This window comes from Streptomyces sp. NPDC058001, assembly GCF_042886315.1.
Lineage (GTDB): Bacteria > Actinomycetota > Actinomycetes > Streptomycetales > Streptomycetaceae > Streptomyces.
Genome location: NZ_JBHVQT010000006.1, coordinates 440523 through 458239, shown reverse-complemented (window position 1 = coordinate 458239; position 17717 = coordinate 440523). Strand labels below are relative to the sequence as shown.

The 17717-nt window shown below is 70.1% G+C and carries 18 protein-coding genes; 15 read left to right on the top strand and 3 right to left on the bottom strand.

From position 1 onward, the window contains the following. Positions 1 to 144: 144 nt before the first annotated feature. From ACFVT5_RS17650 to ACFVT5_RS17590, 13 genes are all read left to right on the top strand, one after another. Positions 145 to 894, top strand: a complete 750-nt coding sequence (locus ACFVT5_RS17650) for an MlaE family ABC transporter permease (protein ID WP_389888203.1) — start codon at positions 145 to 147, stop codon at positions 892 to 894. A gap of 6 nt (positions 895 to 900) precedes the next feature. Next, positions 901 to 1731 (top strand): MlaE family ABC transporter permease, encoded by an 831-nt coding sequence (locus ACFVT5_RS17645; protein ID WP_389887834.1) that lies wholly within the window; start codon positions 901 to 903, stop codon positions 1729 to 1731. A 1-nt stretch (position 1732) separates the two neighbouring features. Beyond that, complete coding sequence (locus tag ACFVT5_RS17640; RefSeq protein WP_389887831.1) at positions 1733 to 2980, top strand: MCE family protein; 1248 nt, start codon at positions 1733 to 1735, stop codon at positions 2978 to 2980. A 113-nt stretch (positions 2981 to 3093) separates the two neighbouring features. Beyond that, a complete protein-coding gene (locus ACFVT5_RS17635; RefSeq protein ID WP_389888200.1) occupies positions 3094 to 4125 on the top strand; it encodes an MCE family protein in 1032 nt (343 codons plus the stop codon). A 1-nt stretch (position 4126) separates the two neighbouring features. Continuing rightward, positions 4127 to 5182 (top strand): MCE family protein, encoded by a 1056-nt coding sequence (locus ACFVT5_RS17630; RefSeq protein WP_389887828.1) that lies wholly within the window; start codon positions 4127 to 4129, stop codon positions 5180 to 5182. Continuing rightward, positions 5179 to 6180 (top strand): MCE family protein, encoded by a 1002-nt coding sequence (locus ACFVT5_RS17625; protein WP_389887825.1) that lies wholly within the window; start codon positions 5179 to 5181, stop codon positions 6178 to 6180. The genes ACFVT5_RS17630 and ACFVT5_RS17625 overlap by 4 nt, the downstream gene beginning before the upstream one ends. Beyond that, the gene (locus ACFVT5_RS17620) at positions 6180 to 7355 is read left to right on the top strand and encodes an MCE family protein (RefSeq protein ID WP_389887823.1); all 1176 of its coding nucleotides are present in this window, start codon (positions 6180 to 6182) and stop codon (positions 7353 to 7355) included. The genes ACFVT5_RS17625 and ACFVT5_RS17620 overlap by 1 nt, the downstream gene beginning before the upstream one ends. Beyond that, positions 7352 to 8593 carry an MlaD family protein gene (locus tag ACFVT5_RS17615; protein WP_389887820.1) on the top strand — a complete coding sequence of 414 codons (1242 nt, stop codon included), beginning with the start codon at positions 7352 to 7354 and terminating at the stop codon, positions 8591 to 8593. The genes ACFVT5_RS17620 and ACFVT5_RS17615 overlap by 4 nt, the downstream gene beginning before the upstream one ends. Beyond that, on the top strand, positions 8590 to 9117 hold the full coding sequence (locus ACFVT5_RS17610) for a hypothetical protein (protein WP_389887817.1): 528 nt from the start codon (positions 8590 to 8592) through the stop codon (positions 9115 to 9117). The genes ACFVT5_RS17615 and ACFVT5_RS17610 overlap by 4 nt, the downstream gene beginning before the upstream one ends. Further along, positions 9114 to 9851 (top strand): hypothetical protein, encoded by a 738-nt coding sequence (locus tag ACFVT5_RS17605; RefSeq protein ID WP_389887814.1) that lies wholly within the window; start codon positions 9114 to 9116, stop codon positions 9849 to 9851. The genes ACFVT5_RS17610 and ACFVT5_RS17605 overlap by 4 nt, the downstream gene beginning before the upstream one ends. Before the next feature lie 29 nt (positions 9852 to 9880). Next, positions 9881 to 10426, top strand: a complete 546-nt coding sequence (locus tag ACFVT5_RS17600; RefSeq protein WP_389887811.1) for a hypothetical protein — start codon at positions 9881 to 9883, stop codon at positions 10424 to 10426. A gap of 12 nt (positions 10427 to 10438) precedes the next feature. Next, positions 10439 to 11194: a hypothetical protein gene (locus ACFVT5_RS17595; protein WP_389887808.1), complete on the top strand. Its 756-nt coding sequence runs from the start codon at positions 10439 to 10441 to the stop codon at positions 11192 to 11194. 19 nt (positions 11195 to 11213) lie between these two features. Then, the gene (locus ACFVT5_RS17590) at positions 11214 to 12440 is read left to right on the top strand and encodes a lytic transglycosylase domain-containing protein (RefSeq protein WP_389887806.1); all 1227 of its coding nucleotides are present in this window, start codon (positions 11214 to 11216) and stop codon (positions 12438 to 12440) included. 15 nt (positions 12441 to 12455) lie between these two features. Here ACFVT5_RS17590 and ACFVT5_RS17585 read toward each other — a convergent pair whose 3' ends face one another. The 3 genes from ACFVT5_RS17585 to ACFVT5_RS17575 all read right to left on the bottom strand — a co-directional run bounded on the left by ACFVT5_RS17585 (position 12456) and on the right by ACFVT5_RS17575 (position 16898). After that, a complete protein-coding gene (locus ACFVT5_RS17585) occupies positions 12456 to 13349 on the bottom strand; it encodes an LLM class F420-dependent oxidoreductase (RefSeq protein ID WP_389887803.1) in 894 nt (297 codons plus the stop codon). Between the two features lie 154 nt (positions 13350 to 13503). Continuing rightward, positions 13504 to 16068, bottom strand: coding sequence for an ABC transporter permease (locus ACFVT5_RS17580; protein WP_389887800.1), 2565 nt, complete (start codon positions 16066 to 16068; stop codon positions 13504 to 13506). 11 nt (positions 16069 to 16079) lie between these two features. After that, positions 16080 to 16898, bottom strand: a complete 819-nt coding sequence (locus ACFVT5_RS17575; RefSeq protein ID WP_389887797.1) for an ABC transporter ATP-binding protein — start codon at positions 16896 to 16898, stop codon at positions 16080 to 16082. A gap of 202 nt (positions 16899 to 17100) precedes the next feature. On the opposite strand from ACFVT5_RS17575, the gene ACFVT5_RS17570 reads away from it, so the two are divergent. Continuing rightward, positions 17101 to 17328, top strand: coding sequence for an antitoxin (locus ACFVT5_RS17570; protein WP_389887794.1), 228 nt, complete (start codon positions 17101 to 17103; stop codon positions 17326 to 17328). Positions 17329 to 17365: 37 nt separating this feature from the next. Next, positions 17366 to 17704, top strand: a complete 339-nt coding sequence (locus ACFVT5_RS17565; RefSeq protein WP_389888197.1) for a fic family toxin-antitoxin system, toxin component — start codon at positions 17366 to 17368, stop codon at positions 17702 to 17704. Positions 17705 to 17717: the final 13 nt, after the last annotated feature.

The window sequence follows — 17717 nt, the reverse complement described above, 5'->3', positions numbered from 1 at the left end:
GTGGACGAACAGCATCCGGCTTCCCCGAAGGGCGAGCCGAACCACGACGGGCCCAGCGAGCCACCCCGGTCACCCCAGGACGCTCCGGCAAAACACCGCCGAGCCGCCGGCTCCGGGGGCACGCCGGTCCCCGGGCTCGGCGCCCTGCGCCAGACCGGCCGTCTCTTCGCCCTCGCCATCGAGGTGAGCCGTGCGATCTTCCGTCGGCCCTTTCAGTTCCGTGAGTTCATCGAGCAGTTCTGGTTCATCGCCAGCGTCACCATCCTTCCGGCCGCGCTTGTCTCCATCCCCTTCGGTGCCGTCATCGCGCTCCAAGTCGGGTCACTGACACAGCAGTTGGGCGCCCAATCGTTCACCGGCGGCGCCAGCGTCCTCGCCGTCATCCAGCAGGCGAGCCCACTCATCGTCGCCCTGCTCATCGCGGGCGCCGGCGGCTCGGCGATCTGTGCCGACCTCGGCTCACGCAAGATCCGCGAAGAGCTGGACGCGATGACCGTGATGGGTGTCTCGCCCGTGCAGCGGCTCGTCGTACCGCGTGTACTCGCCACCATGTCCGTGGCGCTGCTCCTCAACGGCATGGTCTCCGTCGTCGGCACCCTCGGCGGCTACTTCTTCAACGTCATCCTCCAGGGCGGAACACCGGGCGCTTACCTCTCCTCATTCTCCGCGCTCGCCCAGCTGCCCGACCTGTACATCAGTGAACTCAAGGCGCTCATCTTCGGGTTCATCGCCGGCATCGTCGCCGCCTATCGCGGGCTCAACCCGCGTGGCGGCCCCAAGGGCGTCGGCGACGCCGTCAACCAGTCCGTCGTCATCACCTTCATCCTGCTGTTCTTCGTGAACATGGTGATGACGGGCATTTACCTCCAGATCGTTCCGCCGAAGGGAGGCTGACCCGCCATGGCCTCCCCCCTCACCACGGCGCTCGCCGCGCCGCTCGCCTGGCTCGACCGCTGCGGGGACCAACTCCTCTTCTACATCAGGGCGTTGGCCTGGATCCCGCGCACCCTGCGCCGCTATATGAAGGAGGTGCAGCGGCTGCTCGCCGAAGTCGCCTTCGGATCCGGCGGGCTCGGTGTCATCGGCGGCACCATCGGCGTGATGATCGCCATGACCGCCGCCACCGGCACCGTCGTGGGCCTCCAGGGGTACGCGGCCCTGGACCAGATCGGCACCGCCGCCTTCACCGGCTTCGTCTCGGCGTACTTCAACACCCGTGAGATCGCGCCGCTCGTCGCCGGTCTCGCGCTCTCCGCGACCGTCGGCGCCGGGTTCACCGCCCAGCTCGGCGCGATGCGTATCAACGAGGAGGTCGACGCGCTGGAAGGGATGGGCGTGCGGTCCATGCCGTACCTCGTCACCACCCGCATCATCGCCGGTGTCGTCGCGATCATCCCGCTCTACGCGATCGGGCTGCTGTCCTCCTTCGTCGCCTCACGCCTGGTGACCGTCGTCTTCAACGGCCAGTCGCAAGGCACGTACGACCACTACTTCAACCTGTTCCTGTCACCCACCGACGTCGTCCTGTCGGTCCTGAAGGTGCTCATCTTCAGCGTCATGGTGATCGTCGCCCACTGCTACTACGGATACCGGGCGACCGGTGGGCCCGCAGGTGTCGGCGTCGCCGTGGGGCGGTCCGTACGCAACGCGATCGTCCTCATCAGCGTCACCGACTTCTTCCTCTCGCTGGCCCTCTGGGGCGCCACCACGACCGTGAAGGTGGCGGGCTGACATGACCCGGGCCGCCACCGTGCGCAGAAGGTTCGCCGGCGTCGTCTTCCTGCTCGTCCCCGCGCTCCTCATCTGGCTCGCCGTCGCCGTCTACAACAAGGACTTCACCGCATCGGACGAGGTCGTCGTGGAGACCGGCAGTGTCGGCAACGAGATGCACCTGGGCGCGGAGGTGAAGATGCGGGGTGTGGTGCTCGGCGAGGTCCGCGAGATCGACGCCACCGCGACGGGCGCCCGCCTCACTCTCGCCCTCAAGCCGGGCGCCCTGGAGCATGTGCCCGACGACGTCAGCGCGCAGATGCTGCCGACCACACTCTTCGGCGAGCGCTACATCGCCCTCGTCGCCCCGCAGAGCCCGAGCGCGCGGACGCTGCCCGCCGGGGCGACCGTCCCGCAGGACCGCTCGGCCAACGCCATCGAACTCCAGCAGGTCCTGGACGACGTGCTGCCGATGCTGACCGCCGTACAGCCGCAGAAGCTGTCCGCGACCCTGTCCGCCGTCTCGCAGGCACTGGAGGGACGCGGCGACCAGCTCGGCGACACACTCACCACACTCGACGCCCATCTGCGCAAGTTCAACCCCCAACTACCCACCCTCAACGAGGACTTGAAGCAGCTCGTGAAGGTGTCACACGTGTACGCCGACGCCGCTCCCGGCATCCTCGACGCGCTGCGGGACTTCACCACCACCAGCGGCACCATCGCCGAGAAGGAGAGCGATCTGGCCGCCACCTATGGGGCCACCACCAGGACCGCCGAGGATCTCGACGCCTTCCTGCGCGCCAACCAGGACAACATCATCCGCCTGTCGGCCACCTCACGGCCCACCCTCGAACTCCTCGCCGAGTACGCGCCGGAGTTCCCGTGCACCCTGCGCACCCTCGCGGAGTTGGTGCCCCGGATGGACCGGGCACTGGGCAAGGGCACCGACCAGCCGGGCCTGCATGTGGACGTCACCACCGTGCCCTCGCGCGGGAACTACGTCGCGGGCCGCGACACCCCGAGCTACGACTCCACCGGCGGCCCGCGCTGCTATCCGGTGCCCTACCTCGGCGCCGCCGCGACCGCGCCGCTCACTCCGTCGGCCGCCACCGAGCAGGACCTCGGTCCCGCGAACTCGCCGCAGGAGAACGACCTCGTCAATGAACTCCTCGCCCCGTCCGCCAAGAAGCGGCCCGCCGACCTGCCCGACTGGTCGAGCCTGCTCGCCGGACCCGTCTACCGAGGGACGGAGGTGAAGCTGAAGTGAGCACACACACCCCGGGCCCCGACATCCCGGGAGCCGACACGTCCGACACCGACACGTCCGACACCGACACGTCCGACACCGACACGTCCGACACCGCCACATCCGGCAGCCACATCCGCCGCCGTAGTCTCGCCGGGCCGGTCGTGAAGTCCCTGATCTTCGTCCTGGTCACCGCTCTGGCGACCACCGTGCTCGGTCTCTCCATCGCGAACACGGGTGTGGGCACGGCGACTTCGACCTATCGGGCCCTGTTCACCGACGCCACCGGCCTCATCGACGGTGACGGGGTACGGATCTCCGGGGTCAAGGTCGGTGAGGTCACCGATGTCCGCGTGGTCGACCACCGCACCGCGCAGGTCACCTTCACCGTCGATGACGACCGGGTCCTGCCGCGCACCACCACCGCCGCCGTGAAGTACCTCAACATGGTCGGCCAGCGGTACGTCGCCCTCGAACGCGGCACCGGCACGGCGAGCGGCGATCTCGCCGCCGGCGACACGATCCCGCTCACCCGCACCACCCCCGCACTCGACCTCACGCTCCTCTTCAACGGATTCAAGCCGCTGTTCGAGGGCCTCTCCCCGAAGGACGTCAACGACCTCGCCGGGTCCATCGTCAAGGTCCTCCAGGGCGAGGGCGGCACCGTCGACAGCCTCATCGAGCATGTCGGCTCCCTGTCGTCGACGGTCGCCGCCAAGGACAAGGTCATCGGGCAGGTCGTCGGCAACCTCACCGACGTACTGACCACCATCAACGACCGCGAGGCCCAGTTCGACGACCTCGTCGTCACCCTCCAGGACCTGGTCTCCGGCTTCAACGACGACCGCGAGCCGCTCGGCGAGGCCGTCGCCGCGATGGGCGATCTGACGACGGTGACCGCGGGACTCCTCCAGGACGCCCGCGCACCCCTCAAGGAGGACATCCGCCAGCTCGGGCGACTGTCCACCTCTCTCGGCAAGGGCATCCCGCAGATCGAGAACTTCCTCGACAAGACACCCCTCAAGCTGACCGCACTGTCCCGTCTGGCGTCGTACGGGTCCTGGTTCAACCTCTACCTCTGCGAGGCGAAGGTCAGCGGAGTGTCCATGTCCGACGGATCCAAGCCACCCACCGGCATCACCGTCACCGAAGCGAGGTGTCAGTGACATGGGGCGCCCCCGCATCAGACCGATCCAGGAACGCAACCCGGTCGCCGTGGCCGTCGTCGGACTCGTCGCGATCGCCCTGGTGGCACTCGCCGCGTTCAACGCGAGCAGCCTGCCCGTCATCGGCGGCGGCACCACCTACACGGCCGACTTCAGCGAGGCGGCCGGCCTCGGCGGCGGCGACGAGGTCCGCATCGCCGGAGTCAAGGTCGGCGAGGTCACCGGCGTCAGCCTCGACGGAGCCAAGGTCAAGGTCACCTTCGAGATCAAGGACAAGGGCACCTGGATCGGCGACCGGACGACCGCCGCCATCGCCATCAAGACCCTGCTCGGCGAGAAGTACGTGGCGCTCGACCCCGTCGGCTCCGCGAAGCAGGACCCGGGCAGCAGGATCCCCGTCTCCCGCACCACCTCGCCGTACGACGTCACCCAGGCGTTCCAGGACCTCAGCGGCACCATCGACGAGATCGACACCCAGCAGCTCGCGAAGAGCTTCGAGACGATCTCCACGACCTTCAAGGACTCGCCGCCCGATGTGCGGGCCGCCGTCAAGGGGCTGTCCGCCCTGTCGAAGACCGTCTCGAAGCGCGACGCCGAACTCGCCCAACTGCTGTCCGGCAGCAAGAAGTTGACGAAGACGCTGAAGGACAAGAAGTCCAGCTTCGAGACGCTCATAGACGACGGCGGTTCGCTGCTCGGCGAGCTGAAGAAGCGGCGCTCCGCGATCAAGACCCTGCTGTCCGGCAGCCAGGCACTCGGCGAACAGCTCGACGGCCTCGTGGACGACAACGAGAAGGAACTCCGCCCCACCCTCCAGGCACTCGGCCGGGTCACCGACGTCCTGGAGAAGAACAAGGGGAAGCTCGACCGGACCCTCGCCCTCATCGGCCCCTACTACCGGCTCATCGGCAACACCCTCGGCAACGGCCGCTGGTTCGACAGCTATTTGTGCGGGGTCGTCCCGCGCACCTATCTGCCCGAGTCGTCGCTGCCCAAGGACAGTTGCAGGCCGCCGCAGAACGGCACCTACGACGTGAAGGGAGGCGGGCAGGGATGACACCGCTCCGCAAGCTCGTGGCCTGCGCGCTCGCGCTGGGCGTGCTGGTCGCCGCCGGGATCGTCGCCGTACGGGCCACCTCCTTCACGGGCACCCGTATCACCGCGTACTTCGACCGTGCCGTCGGTATCTACGCCGGGTCCGATCTGCGGATCCTCGGGGTCCGGGTCGGCTCGGTGCGCTCCGTGGAGCCGGAGGGGACGCGGGTACGGGTCCGGCTCGACCTGGACGAGGGGGTGAAGGTGCCGGTGGGCGCGCGGGCCGTCGCCGTCGCCCCCAGTATCGTCGCCGACCGCTATGTGCAGCTCACCCCCGCCTACACCTCGGGGCCCGCGCTGCGTGACGGCGCCGAACTGCCCGCGTCCCGCAACCGCACCCCCGTCGAGGTCGACCAGCTCTACGACTCCATCACCGAACTCGGCAAGGCGCTGGGCCCGAACGGCGCCAACGCCGAGGGCGCGCTCTCCGATCTGCTCGACACCGGGGCGAAGAACCTTCAGGGCAACGGCGCCGCGATGGGCGACAGCATCGAACAGTTCGGCAAGGCCGCCAAGACGTTGAACGGCAGCAGCGACGACCTGTTCACCACGCTCTCCCAACTCCAGACGTTCACCACGATGTTGAAGGAGAAGGACGGCGACGTGCGCACCGCGCAGGAACGCCTGGACGAGGTCACCGGGTTCTTCGCCGACAACAAGGACGACCTCGCCGGCGCCCTGAAGGAGCTGGGCAAGGCGCTCGCCAAGGTGAAGAAGTTCATCAAGGACAACCGGGGCGAGCTGAAGAAGAACGTCGACCGGCTGGTGCCGATCACCCAGGCCCTGGTCGACCAGCGTGCCTCACTGGCCGAGGCCATGGACACGGTGCCGAACGCCGCGGGGAATGTCGTGGGCGCCTACAACCCGGACACCCGTACCCTCGACGGCCGCGCCGATCTCAACGAGCTGAGCATGGGCGGGCCGCTGCTCCCGCTGCCCGCCGTGGGGAGTGAGCGCTGATGGCCTCACGGCGCAAGGCCGTCGCCGGGGCCGGGCTCGGCTGCGCACTGCCCATCGTGGTCGGATTCTGCCTGGTAATCGGTGTGTTCACCGTGCCGACGCCGTCGTTCGGCGGTATCGAGGACCTGCCGCTGCCCGGCGGCGCCGACCTCGGCTCCCATCCGTACACCGTCACCGCCGAGATCAAGGACGTACTGAGCCTGGTCCCGCAGTCCTCGGTCAAGGTCAACGACGTGGCGGTGGGCCGTGTCACCGCCATCGACCTCGGCCCGGACGACTGGACGGCCCGAGTGACCCTGCGCATCAACGGCGATGTCGACCTGCCCGCCGACACCGGCGCCCGCCTCGAACAGTCCAGCCTCCTCGGCGAGAAGTACATCCAGCTCGTCCCGCCGAAGAACGGGACCGGCACCCTGCGCGGCGGCGACCGGATCCCGCTGTCGCGCACCAACCGCAACACGGAGGTCGAGGAGGTGTTCGGCGCGCTGTCCCTGCTCCTCAACGGCGGTGGCGTCAACCAGCTCAAGACCATCACCACCGAACTCAACTCCGCCATCGGGGGCCGCGAGACGCAGGTGCGGTCCACACTGCGCCGGGTCAACACACTGGTCACCGATCTGGACGACCACCGGGGCGACATCACCGACGCGCTCGACTCCGTCAACCGGCTCTCCACGACGCTCGCGACCCGCAAACAGGACGTGGGAACCGTGCTGACCGAACTCTCGCCCGGCCTCAAGACCCTGGAGAAACAGCGAGGTTCGCTGCTCACCATGTTGCGTGCCCTGGACCGGCTCGGCGGGGTCGCCATCGACACCATCGACGCCAGCAAGGAGGACATGGTCGCCGACCTCAAGGCCATCGCACCGACACTCAAGGCGCTCGCCGACTCCGGCAAGGACCTGCCCGACTCGCTCCAGGTGCTCCTGACGTACCCCTTCACGGACGAGGTGTTGAAGGGCATCAAGGGCGACTACCTCAACACATATCTGCATATGGCGGCCGTGCCGGGGACGGAACTGATCCCGCCGCTGACACCGAACGGGTCGCCGTCGCCCACGGCCTCACCGTCGCCGCAGGCCAAGTCGTCGGCGAAATCGTCGGCGAAATCGGCGGCCGAGTCCCTGCTTCCGCTGCCGTCCCTTTCGACACCGAGCGGAGGTGGGGTCCGGTGATCACGCTCGCCGTCCGGCTCAAGAACCTCGCGTTCCTGATCATCGCCGTCCTCGTCCTCGGCTATGTCGGCATCCGGTACGCGGATCTCGGCCGCTATGTCGGGGCCGCCGACTACTACACCGTCAAGGTCCAACTCCCTCGCACCGGTGGCCTGTTCACGCACTCCGACGTGACCTTTCGCGGGGTGTCCGTCGGCCGGGTCGGGCCCATCGGCCTCACCTCGGACGGAGTCGTCGCCGAACTGCGCATCAAGAAGTCGGCGCCCCGTATCCCCGACGACGCCAAGGCCGTCGTGGCGAGCCTGTCGGCGGTCGGCGAGCAGTACATCGACCTCCGTCCGAGCCGCTCCGACGGCCCCTACCTCGCCGACGGCTCCCGTATCGACGTGACGTCGGCGACCGTGCCGAGCCCCGTCACCGACGTGCTGACCAGCATCGACGACCTCACCACCTCCGTGCCCCTGGACTCCCTGCGCACGGTCGTGGACGAGTTCGGCAAGGCGTTCGAGGGACACGGCGAGGACCTCCAGATCCTCATGGACAACGGCTCCGACTTCATCCAGGCCGCCGACCGGGCGCTGCCGTACACCACCAAGCTGATGGCGGACGGCGAGATCGTGCTGCGCACCCAGGCCGAAGAGGGCCAGGCCATCAAGGACTTCGCCTCGGGCGCCAAGGAACTGGCGGCGACGCTGAAGGGTTCGGACGCCGACCTGCGCGAGCTGGTGACGGTGGCGCCGGACGCGGCCACCCAGATCAGCGGGCTGCTGCGCGATCTCGACCCCAGCCTCGGTGTCGTCCTCGCGAACCTCCTCACCACCTCCGAGGTCGCCGTCACCCGTCAGCGCGGCACCGAGGAACTGCTGGTGAAGCTTCCCGCGACCGTCGCCGCCGGGGCCACCGCCGTAGACGGAAAGAAGGTCAACTTCGGCATGACGGTCACCTTCTTCAAACCCCTTCCCTGCACGAAGGGTTACGGCGGCACGCGCTATCGCACCGGCGTCGAACTCGGCACCGCACCCCCGCTCAACACCGGCGCCCGCTGTTCGTCACCGCCGTCCAGCGGCATCAATGTCCGTGGCTCCGCCAACGTGCCCAAGGGCGGCGCCGTACCCGAACCCGCCAAGCCGGGGGCACTCTCCCTGCCGTCCCTGGACGAGACGGGCGGCGGGTCCCCCGAGGACGGCATGGCAGGGCTGCTCGGGCTCACCTCCGGCGAGTCCGGGAGCGGCGGATGAGGGCCCTCACGGTGGACCCGAGGAAGCTCGCCGTCGGTGTGGGGCTCGCCGTGGCCGTCGCGCTGTGCGGGGCTGGCGGCTGGTCGTACGCACAGGCACGCGGCGACGACGCGCTCGCCTACGGGCGGGCCAGGGACGCGGCGCTCGCCGACGGCCGGGCGGGCATCGCCACGCTGTCCACCCTTGACGCCACGACCCTGGAGCGGGCCGAGGCCGGGGCTCGGAAGTGGACGACGGTCACCACGGGCGCGCTGCGCACCGAGATCGAACGCGTCGATCCCACCACAGGCCCTTCCTCGCGGGGCGTGGTCACCGACGCGGCGGTCACCGCGCTCGACGACCGGGCGGGCACGGCCAAGGTCATCGCCACGGTACGGATCGACATCACGTCGAAGGGCGCGAAGGCCCCTTCCACGGACCGTAAACGTCTGGAGGCGGTACTCGCCCGTGCCTCGGACGGCAGTTGGAAGATCAAGGCACTCAACGCCGTGCCCGTGACCGAGCCGGACGAGGTGCGCGGATGACACGGGAGGGGGGCGGGTCTGTCGTGCGGGCCGAGGACGGGACGACGGACGTGACGGACGTGACGTCGGATGTGACGTATGTGGACGCCGAAGCGGGGGAGACGGCTGCTGTGCCGCCGCCGCCGGACTCGGACACGGAGGCGGACCCGGTCGGTGAGGTGGACGCGGACGGCGTCGATGAGGCGGACGGTGAGGGGGCGGACGGTGAGGACGGGCAGAGCGCCGAGCGCTCAGGTGGCCGGTGGTGGCTGATCGGACTGGCTACCGGAGCCGTGCTGCTCGCCCTCACCGGCGGCCTACTCATGTACCAGGCACACCAGTTGAGGAACACACCCGCCACCGAGAACCACGCCCTCACCGATGTCGAGGCGACCACCCGCGTCAACGGTGATGTGAGCAACGCCCTCGCCAAGGTCTTCTCGTACACACCGGGCGGAACCGCCGCCACCGAGCGCTCGGCCGGCGAACTGCTCTCCGGCCGCGCCGCCCGTCAGTACACCGAACTCTTCGCACAGGTCAGGGAGAACGTCGCCGAGCAGCGCGTCACGCTCACCACCCAGGCCGTACGCGTGGGCACCGTCAGCCTCGACGGAAACAGCGCCCACCTGCTCGTCTTCCTCGACCAGACCGCGCACCGGGGCGACAAGAAGCCCACGACATCCGCCGCCCAGCTCTCCGTCACGGCCAGCCTGCGCGACGGCGTGTGGCAGATCGTCGACATCAAGGCCCGTTGACATCAGGGCCCGTTGAAGGGAACCAGCGCATGACACGGTCCATCCGCACGGCGGTGCTGCTGCGCCGGCCGCTGCTCGCCGCGGCCCTGGCCCTGGCCCTGGTCGCGGGCGGTGTCGCGGCCTGGGCCGGCTGGTCCTGGTACGGCGCGGCCCACGACGAGTCGGCGGACTACGCGGCGGCCCGCGACGCGGCCCTGGAGGCGGGGGAGCAGGCCGTACAGAACCTCAACACGCTCGACCACCGCCAACTGGACCGCGGGCTCGATCTGTGGGAGTCGTCCACGACGGGCGAGCTGCACAGCCAACTTGCCAAGGGACGCGAGGAGTTCGCCGTGCAGGTCGCGGAGGCGAAGACGGTCAGCACGGCGAAGGTGCTGTCCGGGGCGCTGACGGAGCTGGACCAACGGGCGGGCCGGGCACGTGTGTTGGTCGCGCTGCGCGTCACGGTACGGGCGTCGGACGCGAAGGCCACGGAGAAGGACAGCCGCATGCTCGGTGAACTGACCCGGACGAAGGGCCACTGGAAGCTCAGCGCCCTCGGCCAGGCGCCGGTCGGCGACACGGCGACGGACTGAGGAGGTACGGACATGTCGACGACCCGCCATCACATCAACCGCCGGCGCCGCCTGGAGGCGAACTCGACCCGGGGCGAACGGGACGCCGGGGGAACGGCGTTGACCACCGCGGCCCCGCCCGCCGAAACCAAGCCGACCCCCAAGTCGGTACCCAGGCCGACCCTCAAGTCGCTACCCAAGGCGACTCCCAAATCCGTACCCAAGGCGACAACGTCCGTCCCGAAGCCCAAGCCCGCCCCCCGGACGGGTCGGCGTCACGTCGCCCTGCTCGCCGGTCTCTGCCTCCTCACCCTCCTCCTCGGCGCCTTCGCCGGATGGGCCCGCGCCGAGGTGAGCGCGCTGCGTGACCGGCCCGCGCTGCGCAACACCGCGCTCACCGACCCGGCCCGTACCAGCGAGATCAAGGGTCAGGTGAGCCGGGCCGTCGGTGGTGTCTTCTCGTACGACTACGCCAACCCGGGCACCTCCGAGAAGGCCGCCGCCACCTATCTCACCGGCAAGGCGGTCGAGCAGCACCGCACCCTCGTCTCCGGGGTGATCGCCCAGGCGAAGAAGCAGAAGGCGGTGATCACGACCACGGTGACGGACAGCGCCGTGGAGCGTATCGACGGCGACCGCGCCCGGGTGCTCGTCTTCGCCGACCAGAGCAGCACCGGCACATCCGCCAAGGCCCAGGAACCCACCTACGCGGGCGCGATGTTCGCCGTCGACCTGCTCCGAAAGGACGGCCACTGGCTGATCTCCGGCATCGACACCTTCGGCAGCTGACCTGACGAAAGGGCCCACCGTGTCCCCGCAGTTCCCGCGTTTCCGACGCCCCCGCCTACGCCCCCGTCTGCGCCGTGGCGCGCGCGGCACCGCCGTGGCCGCCGCCGCGATGGCCCTGCTCACGGCGTCGCAGGCGTCCGGTGTCGTCCAGGAGATGACGGCCGACCGGCACGACGAACAGCCCGTGTCGGCCGATGGACCGCTGCCCGAGGTCGACTCCCAGGGCGACGACTCGTACCACACCGAACTGCCGCCCCTGAAGACCGTGAACGCCCCACCGCAGACGTACACGCCCGCACGGGTACGGGCCGAGTCGGGCATTCCGGCCACCGTGCTCGCCGCCTACCGCAGGGCGGAGGCGTCCGTGGCGGGCACCGACCCGGGCTGCCGGCTGCCGTGGCAGTTGCTCGCGGCGATCGGCAAGGTCGAGTCCGGGCAGGCGCGCGGCGGAGCGGTGGACGCGCGCGGCGACACCCTGGGCCGGATCACCGGACCGCCCCTGAACGGGAACGGCTTCGCCCTGATCCGCGACACCGACAAGGGTGCCTGGGACGGCGACACGGTGTACGACCGGGCTGTCGGGCCGATGCAGTTCCTGCCGTCGACCTGGCGGCGCTGGGGCGCCGACGGCAACGGCGACGGCCGCGCGAACCCCAACAACATCTTTGACGCGGCGCTCGCGGCGGGCCACTACCTGTGCGCGGGCGGCCGTGATCTGAGGCGCCCGGCCGATCTCGAACGGGCCGTCCTCAGCTACAACTACTCCCGCGAGTACCTCCAACTGATCCTGTACTGGCTGGAGTTCTACCGCGAAGGCGTGCACACCGTGCCGGACGGCAAGGGCGTGATCCCGGACAGTCCCGGCGCGGGCGGCAAGACCCCGGCCACCCGCCCCGTCGGCGGAGGCGGTGGCGGTGGCGGTGACGACGGCAAGGGCGGCGGCATCGTCATCGGCCCCGACCCGACGCGGAGCCCCACGCCGAGTCCGACACCGCATCCCACACCCGACCCCACGGACAGCCCGACCGGCAGCCCGTCACCGTCACCGTCCCCGACCGACAGCCAGCAGCCCACGGACCCCGGGACGCCCCCGACGGACCCGCCGACCGACCCGCCCACGTCGGACCCCGGCACCACGCCCTGCCCCACGGACAGCGCGTCACCGCCCGCGGACCCGTCGGGCGAGCCCACGCCGACCCCCGGCAACACCGGCAGCCCGTCCCCCTGCGCGACACCCGGCACATGAAGGACGCCCGCGAACTCAGTCGGACGCCCGCAGCTCCGCGATGACCTGCCCGAACGCCTCCATCGAGTGCTCCATCACGGTCACGTACGAGAAGCCGTACCGTTCCCGCTGGGCGCTGACCTTGCGGACGATCTCGTCGGCCGTTCCGACCAGGACGATCGGCAGCCCGACGATCTGGTCCTCGGTGAACTGCGGCATGAGCGCCGGCCAGTCGCTCAGGGCGGCTCCCGGATCGTCGGTGATCACGACGAGCTGGACGAGCAGGTTCAGCTCGGCGGGCTCGGGACGCGCGTCGGCGGCGTAGCGGCGGTAGGTCGCGACCCGCTCGTCCAGTTCCTCGGCGGTCAGCGGGGTCGGCGTCCCGGCCGTGTCGCCCGGTACCGTACGGCCTCCGCTGAAGGCGGCGATGTCGGCGTGCTCGGCGGTGAGCCGCAGCATCCGGTCGCCGTTGCCGCCGATCAGCAGGGGCACCCGCGGCTGAACCGGCTGCGGCTGGTGGTCGGAGGAGCCGAGCAGCCGCCCGACCTGCTCGACGGTGCGCCGTAGCTGGTCGACCCGCTCCCCGGGCGAGCCGAACGGCAGACCGGCCGTGTCGTGCTCCGCCGGGACGTATCCGGTGCCGAGGCCCAGCTCCAGGCGGCCACCCGTCAGGGCGTCGGCGGTCGCCACCTCGCGGGCCAGCAGGGTCGGGTTCCAGAAGCCCGCGTTGAGGACGAAGGTGCCGACGCGCGGTCGTGTCGTCGCGTCGGCCGCCGCGATCAGCGCGGGGAAGGGCGCCGCCATCCCCAGATGGTCGGGCGCGAGGATCACGTCGTAGCCCAGTTCCTCGGCCCTGCGGCACTTCGCGCGCCAGGCGTCACCGGGAGCGGGGGCCAGCATGTTGACCCCGAAACGGAACGGTCGCGGCATGAACTCTCCTCACCAGTAGGGCACTTGCGCGACACGCTATGTCGGTGGCCCGGCACGTGCGAGCGCGCCACGACGTCCGGTCGGTCATTGATGGCGCGTGAGCCACAGCGTCCGGTCGGTCCATCGTGACGACTGCCCCACGCCGTCCGTGCGGTCATTCGTGGGCGATCGCCGCCAGCACGTTCATGCGCGACGCGCGCAGTGCGGGCAGGAGTGCGGCGGCGAGTCCGACGACGACCGAGCCGATGACGACCGCCGCGATCGTGCCCCAGGGAATCGCGAGCGCCGTCATGCCCTCCAGGGCGAGGACCCGCTGCACGGCGAGTCCCCACACCAGGCCGAGCCCGAGCCCGAGCACCGCGCCGAACACGGCGATCACCACCGACTCCAGACGGATCATCCGGCGCAACTGCCGCCGCCCCAGACCGATCGCGCGCAGCAGCCCGATCTCCCGGGTGCGTTCGACGACCGACAGGGCCAGGGTGTTGACCACCCCGAGGACCGCGATGACGATGGCGAGGCCGAGCAGCGCGTACACGAGATAGAGCAGGACGGCGACCTGGTCGCGCACCAGCTTCTTGTAGTCGGCCTGATCGCGGACCTTGACCTGCGGATACGGGTCGAGGGTCGTCTCCAGGCGGGTGCGCAGGGTGTCGGCGCCGGTGCCGGACGCGGCGTTCACGAAGAGCGCGGAGTCCTGCCCGCCGGGAACGTACTTCTCCACCGTGCCGAAGCCCAGGAAGAGGCCGCCGCGCATCCCGGGGCCCTGCGGGGCCTTCATGCCGGTGAGGGCGCCGACCGTCAGCTCGGTGCGTACGAGCCCGGGGAACTCGACGGGAACACGGCTGCCCACGGTCAGCCCGTGTTCCTCGGCGAAGTCCCGCTCCATGGCGATGTGGTCGGGCGCGAGCGCGGAAGCGGTGTTCCCCTGCGTGTACTTGAGGTGGCTGACGTCGTCGAGCCGTGGCTCGTAGCCCGCCGCCGTGGACTCGACGCGCCGGCCGTCGGGCATGGTCAGGGCGAGCTTCGTCATACGGGAACGGACGACCAGGCCCGCGCCCTCGGTGGCCCGCACCTTCTCGGTGATCTCCTGCGGGAACGGCAGCCCCATGTCGTTCTGCACGGTGAAGTCGGCGCCGAGCGTCGTGTCGATCTGCCGGTCGAACGACTCGGTCATGGACGCGCTCGCCACCGACATGCCGCCCACCAGGGCAAGGCCCACCATGAGGGCCGCCGCGGTCGCCCCCGTACGGCGAGGATTGCGCAGCGCGTTGCGCTGGCTCAGCCGACCGACCGGGCCGAACACGAGGGGGAACGCGCCACCGAGCACCCGTATCACCGGACGCACCAGGAGCGGACCGGCGATCACCGTGGCGACGAGCGTGAGGACCACACCGATCGCCAGCAGTGAACTCGCGGTCGCGGTCCGGTCTGCCGTGGCGCAGCCCACGAGCGCGGCGGCGCCCAGTGCTCCGACGACGGCCCCCGCGACCGCCCGCACCCGCAACGGCCGTCCCACACCGGTGACTTCGGCGTCCGACAGTGCGGCCATCGGCGACACACGGGCCGCCCGGCGGGCCGGCAGATACGCGGCGACGAAGGTGACGCCGAGCCCGACCGCGTAGGAGGCGACCGGCGTTGCCCAGCCGATGACCATCTCGGTGGACTTCAGGTTCATCCCGATGGCGCCCATCAGCCCGATCAGGCCCCACGCGAGAGCGATGCCCGTGGCCAGGCCGAGTGTCGAGCCGACCAGACCGAGCAGGACCGCCTCGGTGAGGACCGAACGGCGGACCTGGCGGCGGTCGGCGCCGATGGCGCGCAGCAGGCCCAGCTCACGGGTGCGCTGCGCGATGAGCATGGAGAAGGTGTTGACGATCAGGAACACGCCCACCAGTACGGCGATCCCGGCGAATCCGAGCATCACGTACTTGATGATCGCCAGGAAGCTGCCGAGATCGGCGGCGGACGTCTTGGCCTGCTCGGCGGCGGTCTCCAGTTGGTAGGCGTCGCCGAGTGCCGCTCCGACGCGCTGCTTCAGTTCCTCGTCGGAGACTCCGGGGGCCGCTGCCACGGAGATGGCGGTGGCGACGTCGTCCGCGCCGAGCAGTGCCCGCCGCGCGGTCGGCGGGTCCAGGAAGAGGAGGGCGGCGCCCGGGTTGGTCGTACGGAAGGTGGCGATCCCGACGATCGTGACCTTGAAGGAGCCGGGCCGCGCGATGACCGTCAGGGTGTCGCCGATGCCCAGGTGCTTGGCGTCGGCGGTGTCGGCGTCGAGCAGCGCTTCGGTCGGCCCTTTGGGTGGGTGCCCCGAGGTGAGGCTGACGGGGCTGCGGTCGGTGGGGTTCCAGGCGGTCGCGATGGTCGGCGCGCCCGTCGTCGGGCCCACCGGGTCGTTCTTCGCGTCGACGACGGTGATGTTCTCGACGGACGCCTCGGCGTGGGCCCCCGCGACCCCGTCGATCGCGCGGACCCGTTCGGCGAGGCTCGCGGGCACGGTCCGGGTGATCCCGGATGCCTCCGCCGACCACAGGTCCTTCTCCGGATTCACCGTCACATCGGCCGACGTGGACGCGAACAGCCGGTCGAAGGTACGGGTCACCGTGTCCGAGAAGATGAGACTGCCCGCGACGAACGCCACGGACAGCAGGACGGCGAGGGCGGACAGTAGGAGCCGCCCCTTGTGCGCGAAGAAGCTCCGCAGGGTCGCCTTCAGCATTCCGGCCCGCCTCAGCCGCGCGCCGGACCGGAGCCGCCGGAGCCCTCCGGCGGTTGCTGACTCCCGGAGAACAACCGCATCCGCTCCAGGACCGCTGCCGCCGTCGGCCGGGGCATCTCGTCCACGATGCGTCCGTCGGCGAGGAAGAGCACCAGGTCGGAGTGGGCGGCGGCACCCGGGTCGTGCGTCACCATGACGACCGTCTGGCCCAGCTCGTCCACCGCCTCGCGCAGAAAGCCGAGGACTTCGAGTCCGGCGCGTGAGTCGAGATTTCCGGTGGGCTCGTCGGCGAAGATCAGTTCCGGGCGGGACGCGAGGGCCCGCGCACAGGCGACCCGCTGCTGCTGACCGCCGGAGAGCTGCGCGGGCCGGTGCTTCAGCCGGTCGCCGAGCCCGAGCGTCCCGATGACCCGGTCGACCCACGCGCGGTCGGGTGTGCGGCCCGCGATGTCCATCGGGAGCGTGATGTTCTCGGCCGCGTTCAGCGTCGGGATCAGGTTGAACGACTGGAACATGAAGCCGACGCGGTCCCGGCGCAGCCGCGTCAGCTCACGGTCCCGCAACCCGGTGATCTCGGTGTCCCCGAGCCAGACCTGACCCGCCGATACGGTGTCGAGCCCGGCGAGGCAGTGCATCAGCGTGGACTTGCCGGAACCGGACGGGCCCATCACCGCCGTGAAGCGCCCGCGTGCGATGTCCACGTCGACGGAGTCCAGCGCGAGTACCTTCGTCTCGCCGCTGCCGTACGCCTTGGTCAGGGCGCGGGCCCGCGCGGCGGTCTCGGCGGCCCCCACGCGCCCGGTGGCCGATTCTGCGGCAGGTGTGGACAAGGCGGCCTCCCGGTCGTGGATGTGCCCGGCTCTCGTACGCGCGCCCGAGCGTAGTGTGGCGCACGGCACACCGGGTATCCCTCAGAAGGCGGGTACCCCGAGACCGATGTAAGGGGCACTGGACCGGGCGCCCCCGATGCGCCCTTCCCGCACCTCCGGCGCCCCCTTGCGAGTGCTAGCGTTCTGGCGCTAGCTTCGGGGTATGGCGAAGACTCAGCTGAACGTACGGGTGGAGGAGGACACCGCCCGAGCCGCGCGGGAACGCGCACTGGCCCGCGGGATGAGTGTCAACCGCTACATCGAGGAACTGGTCAGACAGGACACCGGCGAGATGGGGCATACGTTCGTGGAGGCGGCGGCCGATTTCATGAAGCAGTACGAGTCCGTGTTCGTCGAGGAATTCGGCGCGGAGCGCGAAGGTCGTCGTTGAGCCGTTGAATCTCTCCGTCGACCTTGCCTGGCTCCTCATGATCGCCGAACAGAAGACACCAGGAGATCCCCAAGTCACGGACTGGGGAGCCCTTGTGGCGGCCGTCGGCCGGCATGAGGCCGAGATATTCGGCATCCCCGTCTACGAGACGCCGCACGACCGTGCCGCGTCCTTACTTCAACTCCTGCTCCACGTACCCGCGTTGGAGCGGTCCAACGCACTGTTCGCGGCCTCCGTCGCGTATGCGTATCTCGTCGCGAGCGGCCTCAAGGTCGTGACCTCACCCGAGCAGGTGCGTGACCTCGCCCGGCTGGTCAAGAGCGGCGAGGCCACCGTGCACGACATCGCGCGGGAACTCCGCCAGTGGAGCCTGTGAGCCGCTGACGGCG

Bases quoted from the DNA above. Each gene is read 5' to 3' on its own strand.
- ACFVT5_RS17600 (WP_389887811.1), top strand. From the start codon at position 9,881: ATGACACGGTCCATCCGCACGGCGGTGCTGCTGCGCCGGCCGCTGCTC.
- ACFVT5_RS17610 (WP_389887817.1), top strand. From the start codon at position 8,590: ATGAGGGCCCTCACGGTGGACCCGAGGAAGCTCGCCGTCGGTGTGGGG.
- ACFVT5_RS17640 (WP_389887831.1), top strand. From the start codon at position 1,733: ATGACCCGGGCCGCCACCGTGCGCAGAAGGTTCGCCGGCGTCGTCTTC.
- ACFVT5_RS17565 (WP_389888197.1), top strand. From the start codon at position 17,366: ATGATCGCCGAACAGAAGACACCAGGAGATCCCCAAGTCACGGACTGG.
- ACFVT5_RS17620 (WP_389887823.1), top strand. From the start codon at position 6,180: ATGGCCTCACGGCGCAAGGCCGTCGCCGGGGCCGGGCTCGGCTGCGCA.
- ACFVT5_RS17585 (WP_389887803.1), bottom strand. From the start codon at position 13,349: ATGCCGCGACCGTTCCGTTTCGGGGTCAACATGCTGGCCCCCGCTCCC.
- ACFVT5_RS17625 (WP_389887825.1), top strand. From the start codon at position 5,179: ATGACACCGCTCCGCAAGCTCGTGGCCTGCGCGCTCGCGCTGGGCGTG.
- ACFVT5_RS17570 (WP_389887794.1), top strand. From the start codon at position 17,101: ATGGCGAAGACTCAGCTGAACGTACGGGTGGAGGAGGACACCGCCCGA.
- ACFVT5_RS17630 (WP_389887828.1), top strand. From the start codon at position 4,127: ATGGGGCGCCCCCGCATCAGACCGATCCAGGAACGCAACCCGGTCGCC.
- ACFVT5_RS17645 (WP_389887834.1), top strand. From the start codon at position 901: ATGGCCTCCCCCCTCACCACGGCGCTCGCCGCGCCGCTCGCCTGGCTC.
- ACFVT5_RS17580 (WP_389887800.1), bottom strand. From the start codon at position 16,068: ATGCTGAAGGCGACCCTGCGGAGCTTCTTCGCGCACAAGGGGCGGCTC.
- ACFVT5_RS17605 (WP_389887814.1), top strand. From the start codon at position 9,114: ATGACACGGGAGGGGGGCGGGTCTGTCGTGCGGGCCGAGGACGGGACG.
- ACFVT5_RS17595 (WP_389887808.1), top strand. From the start codon at position 10,439: ATGTCGACGACCCGCCATCACATCAACCGCCGGCGCCGCCTGGAGGCG.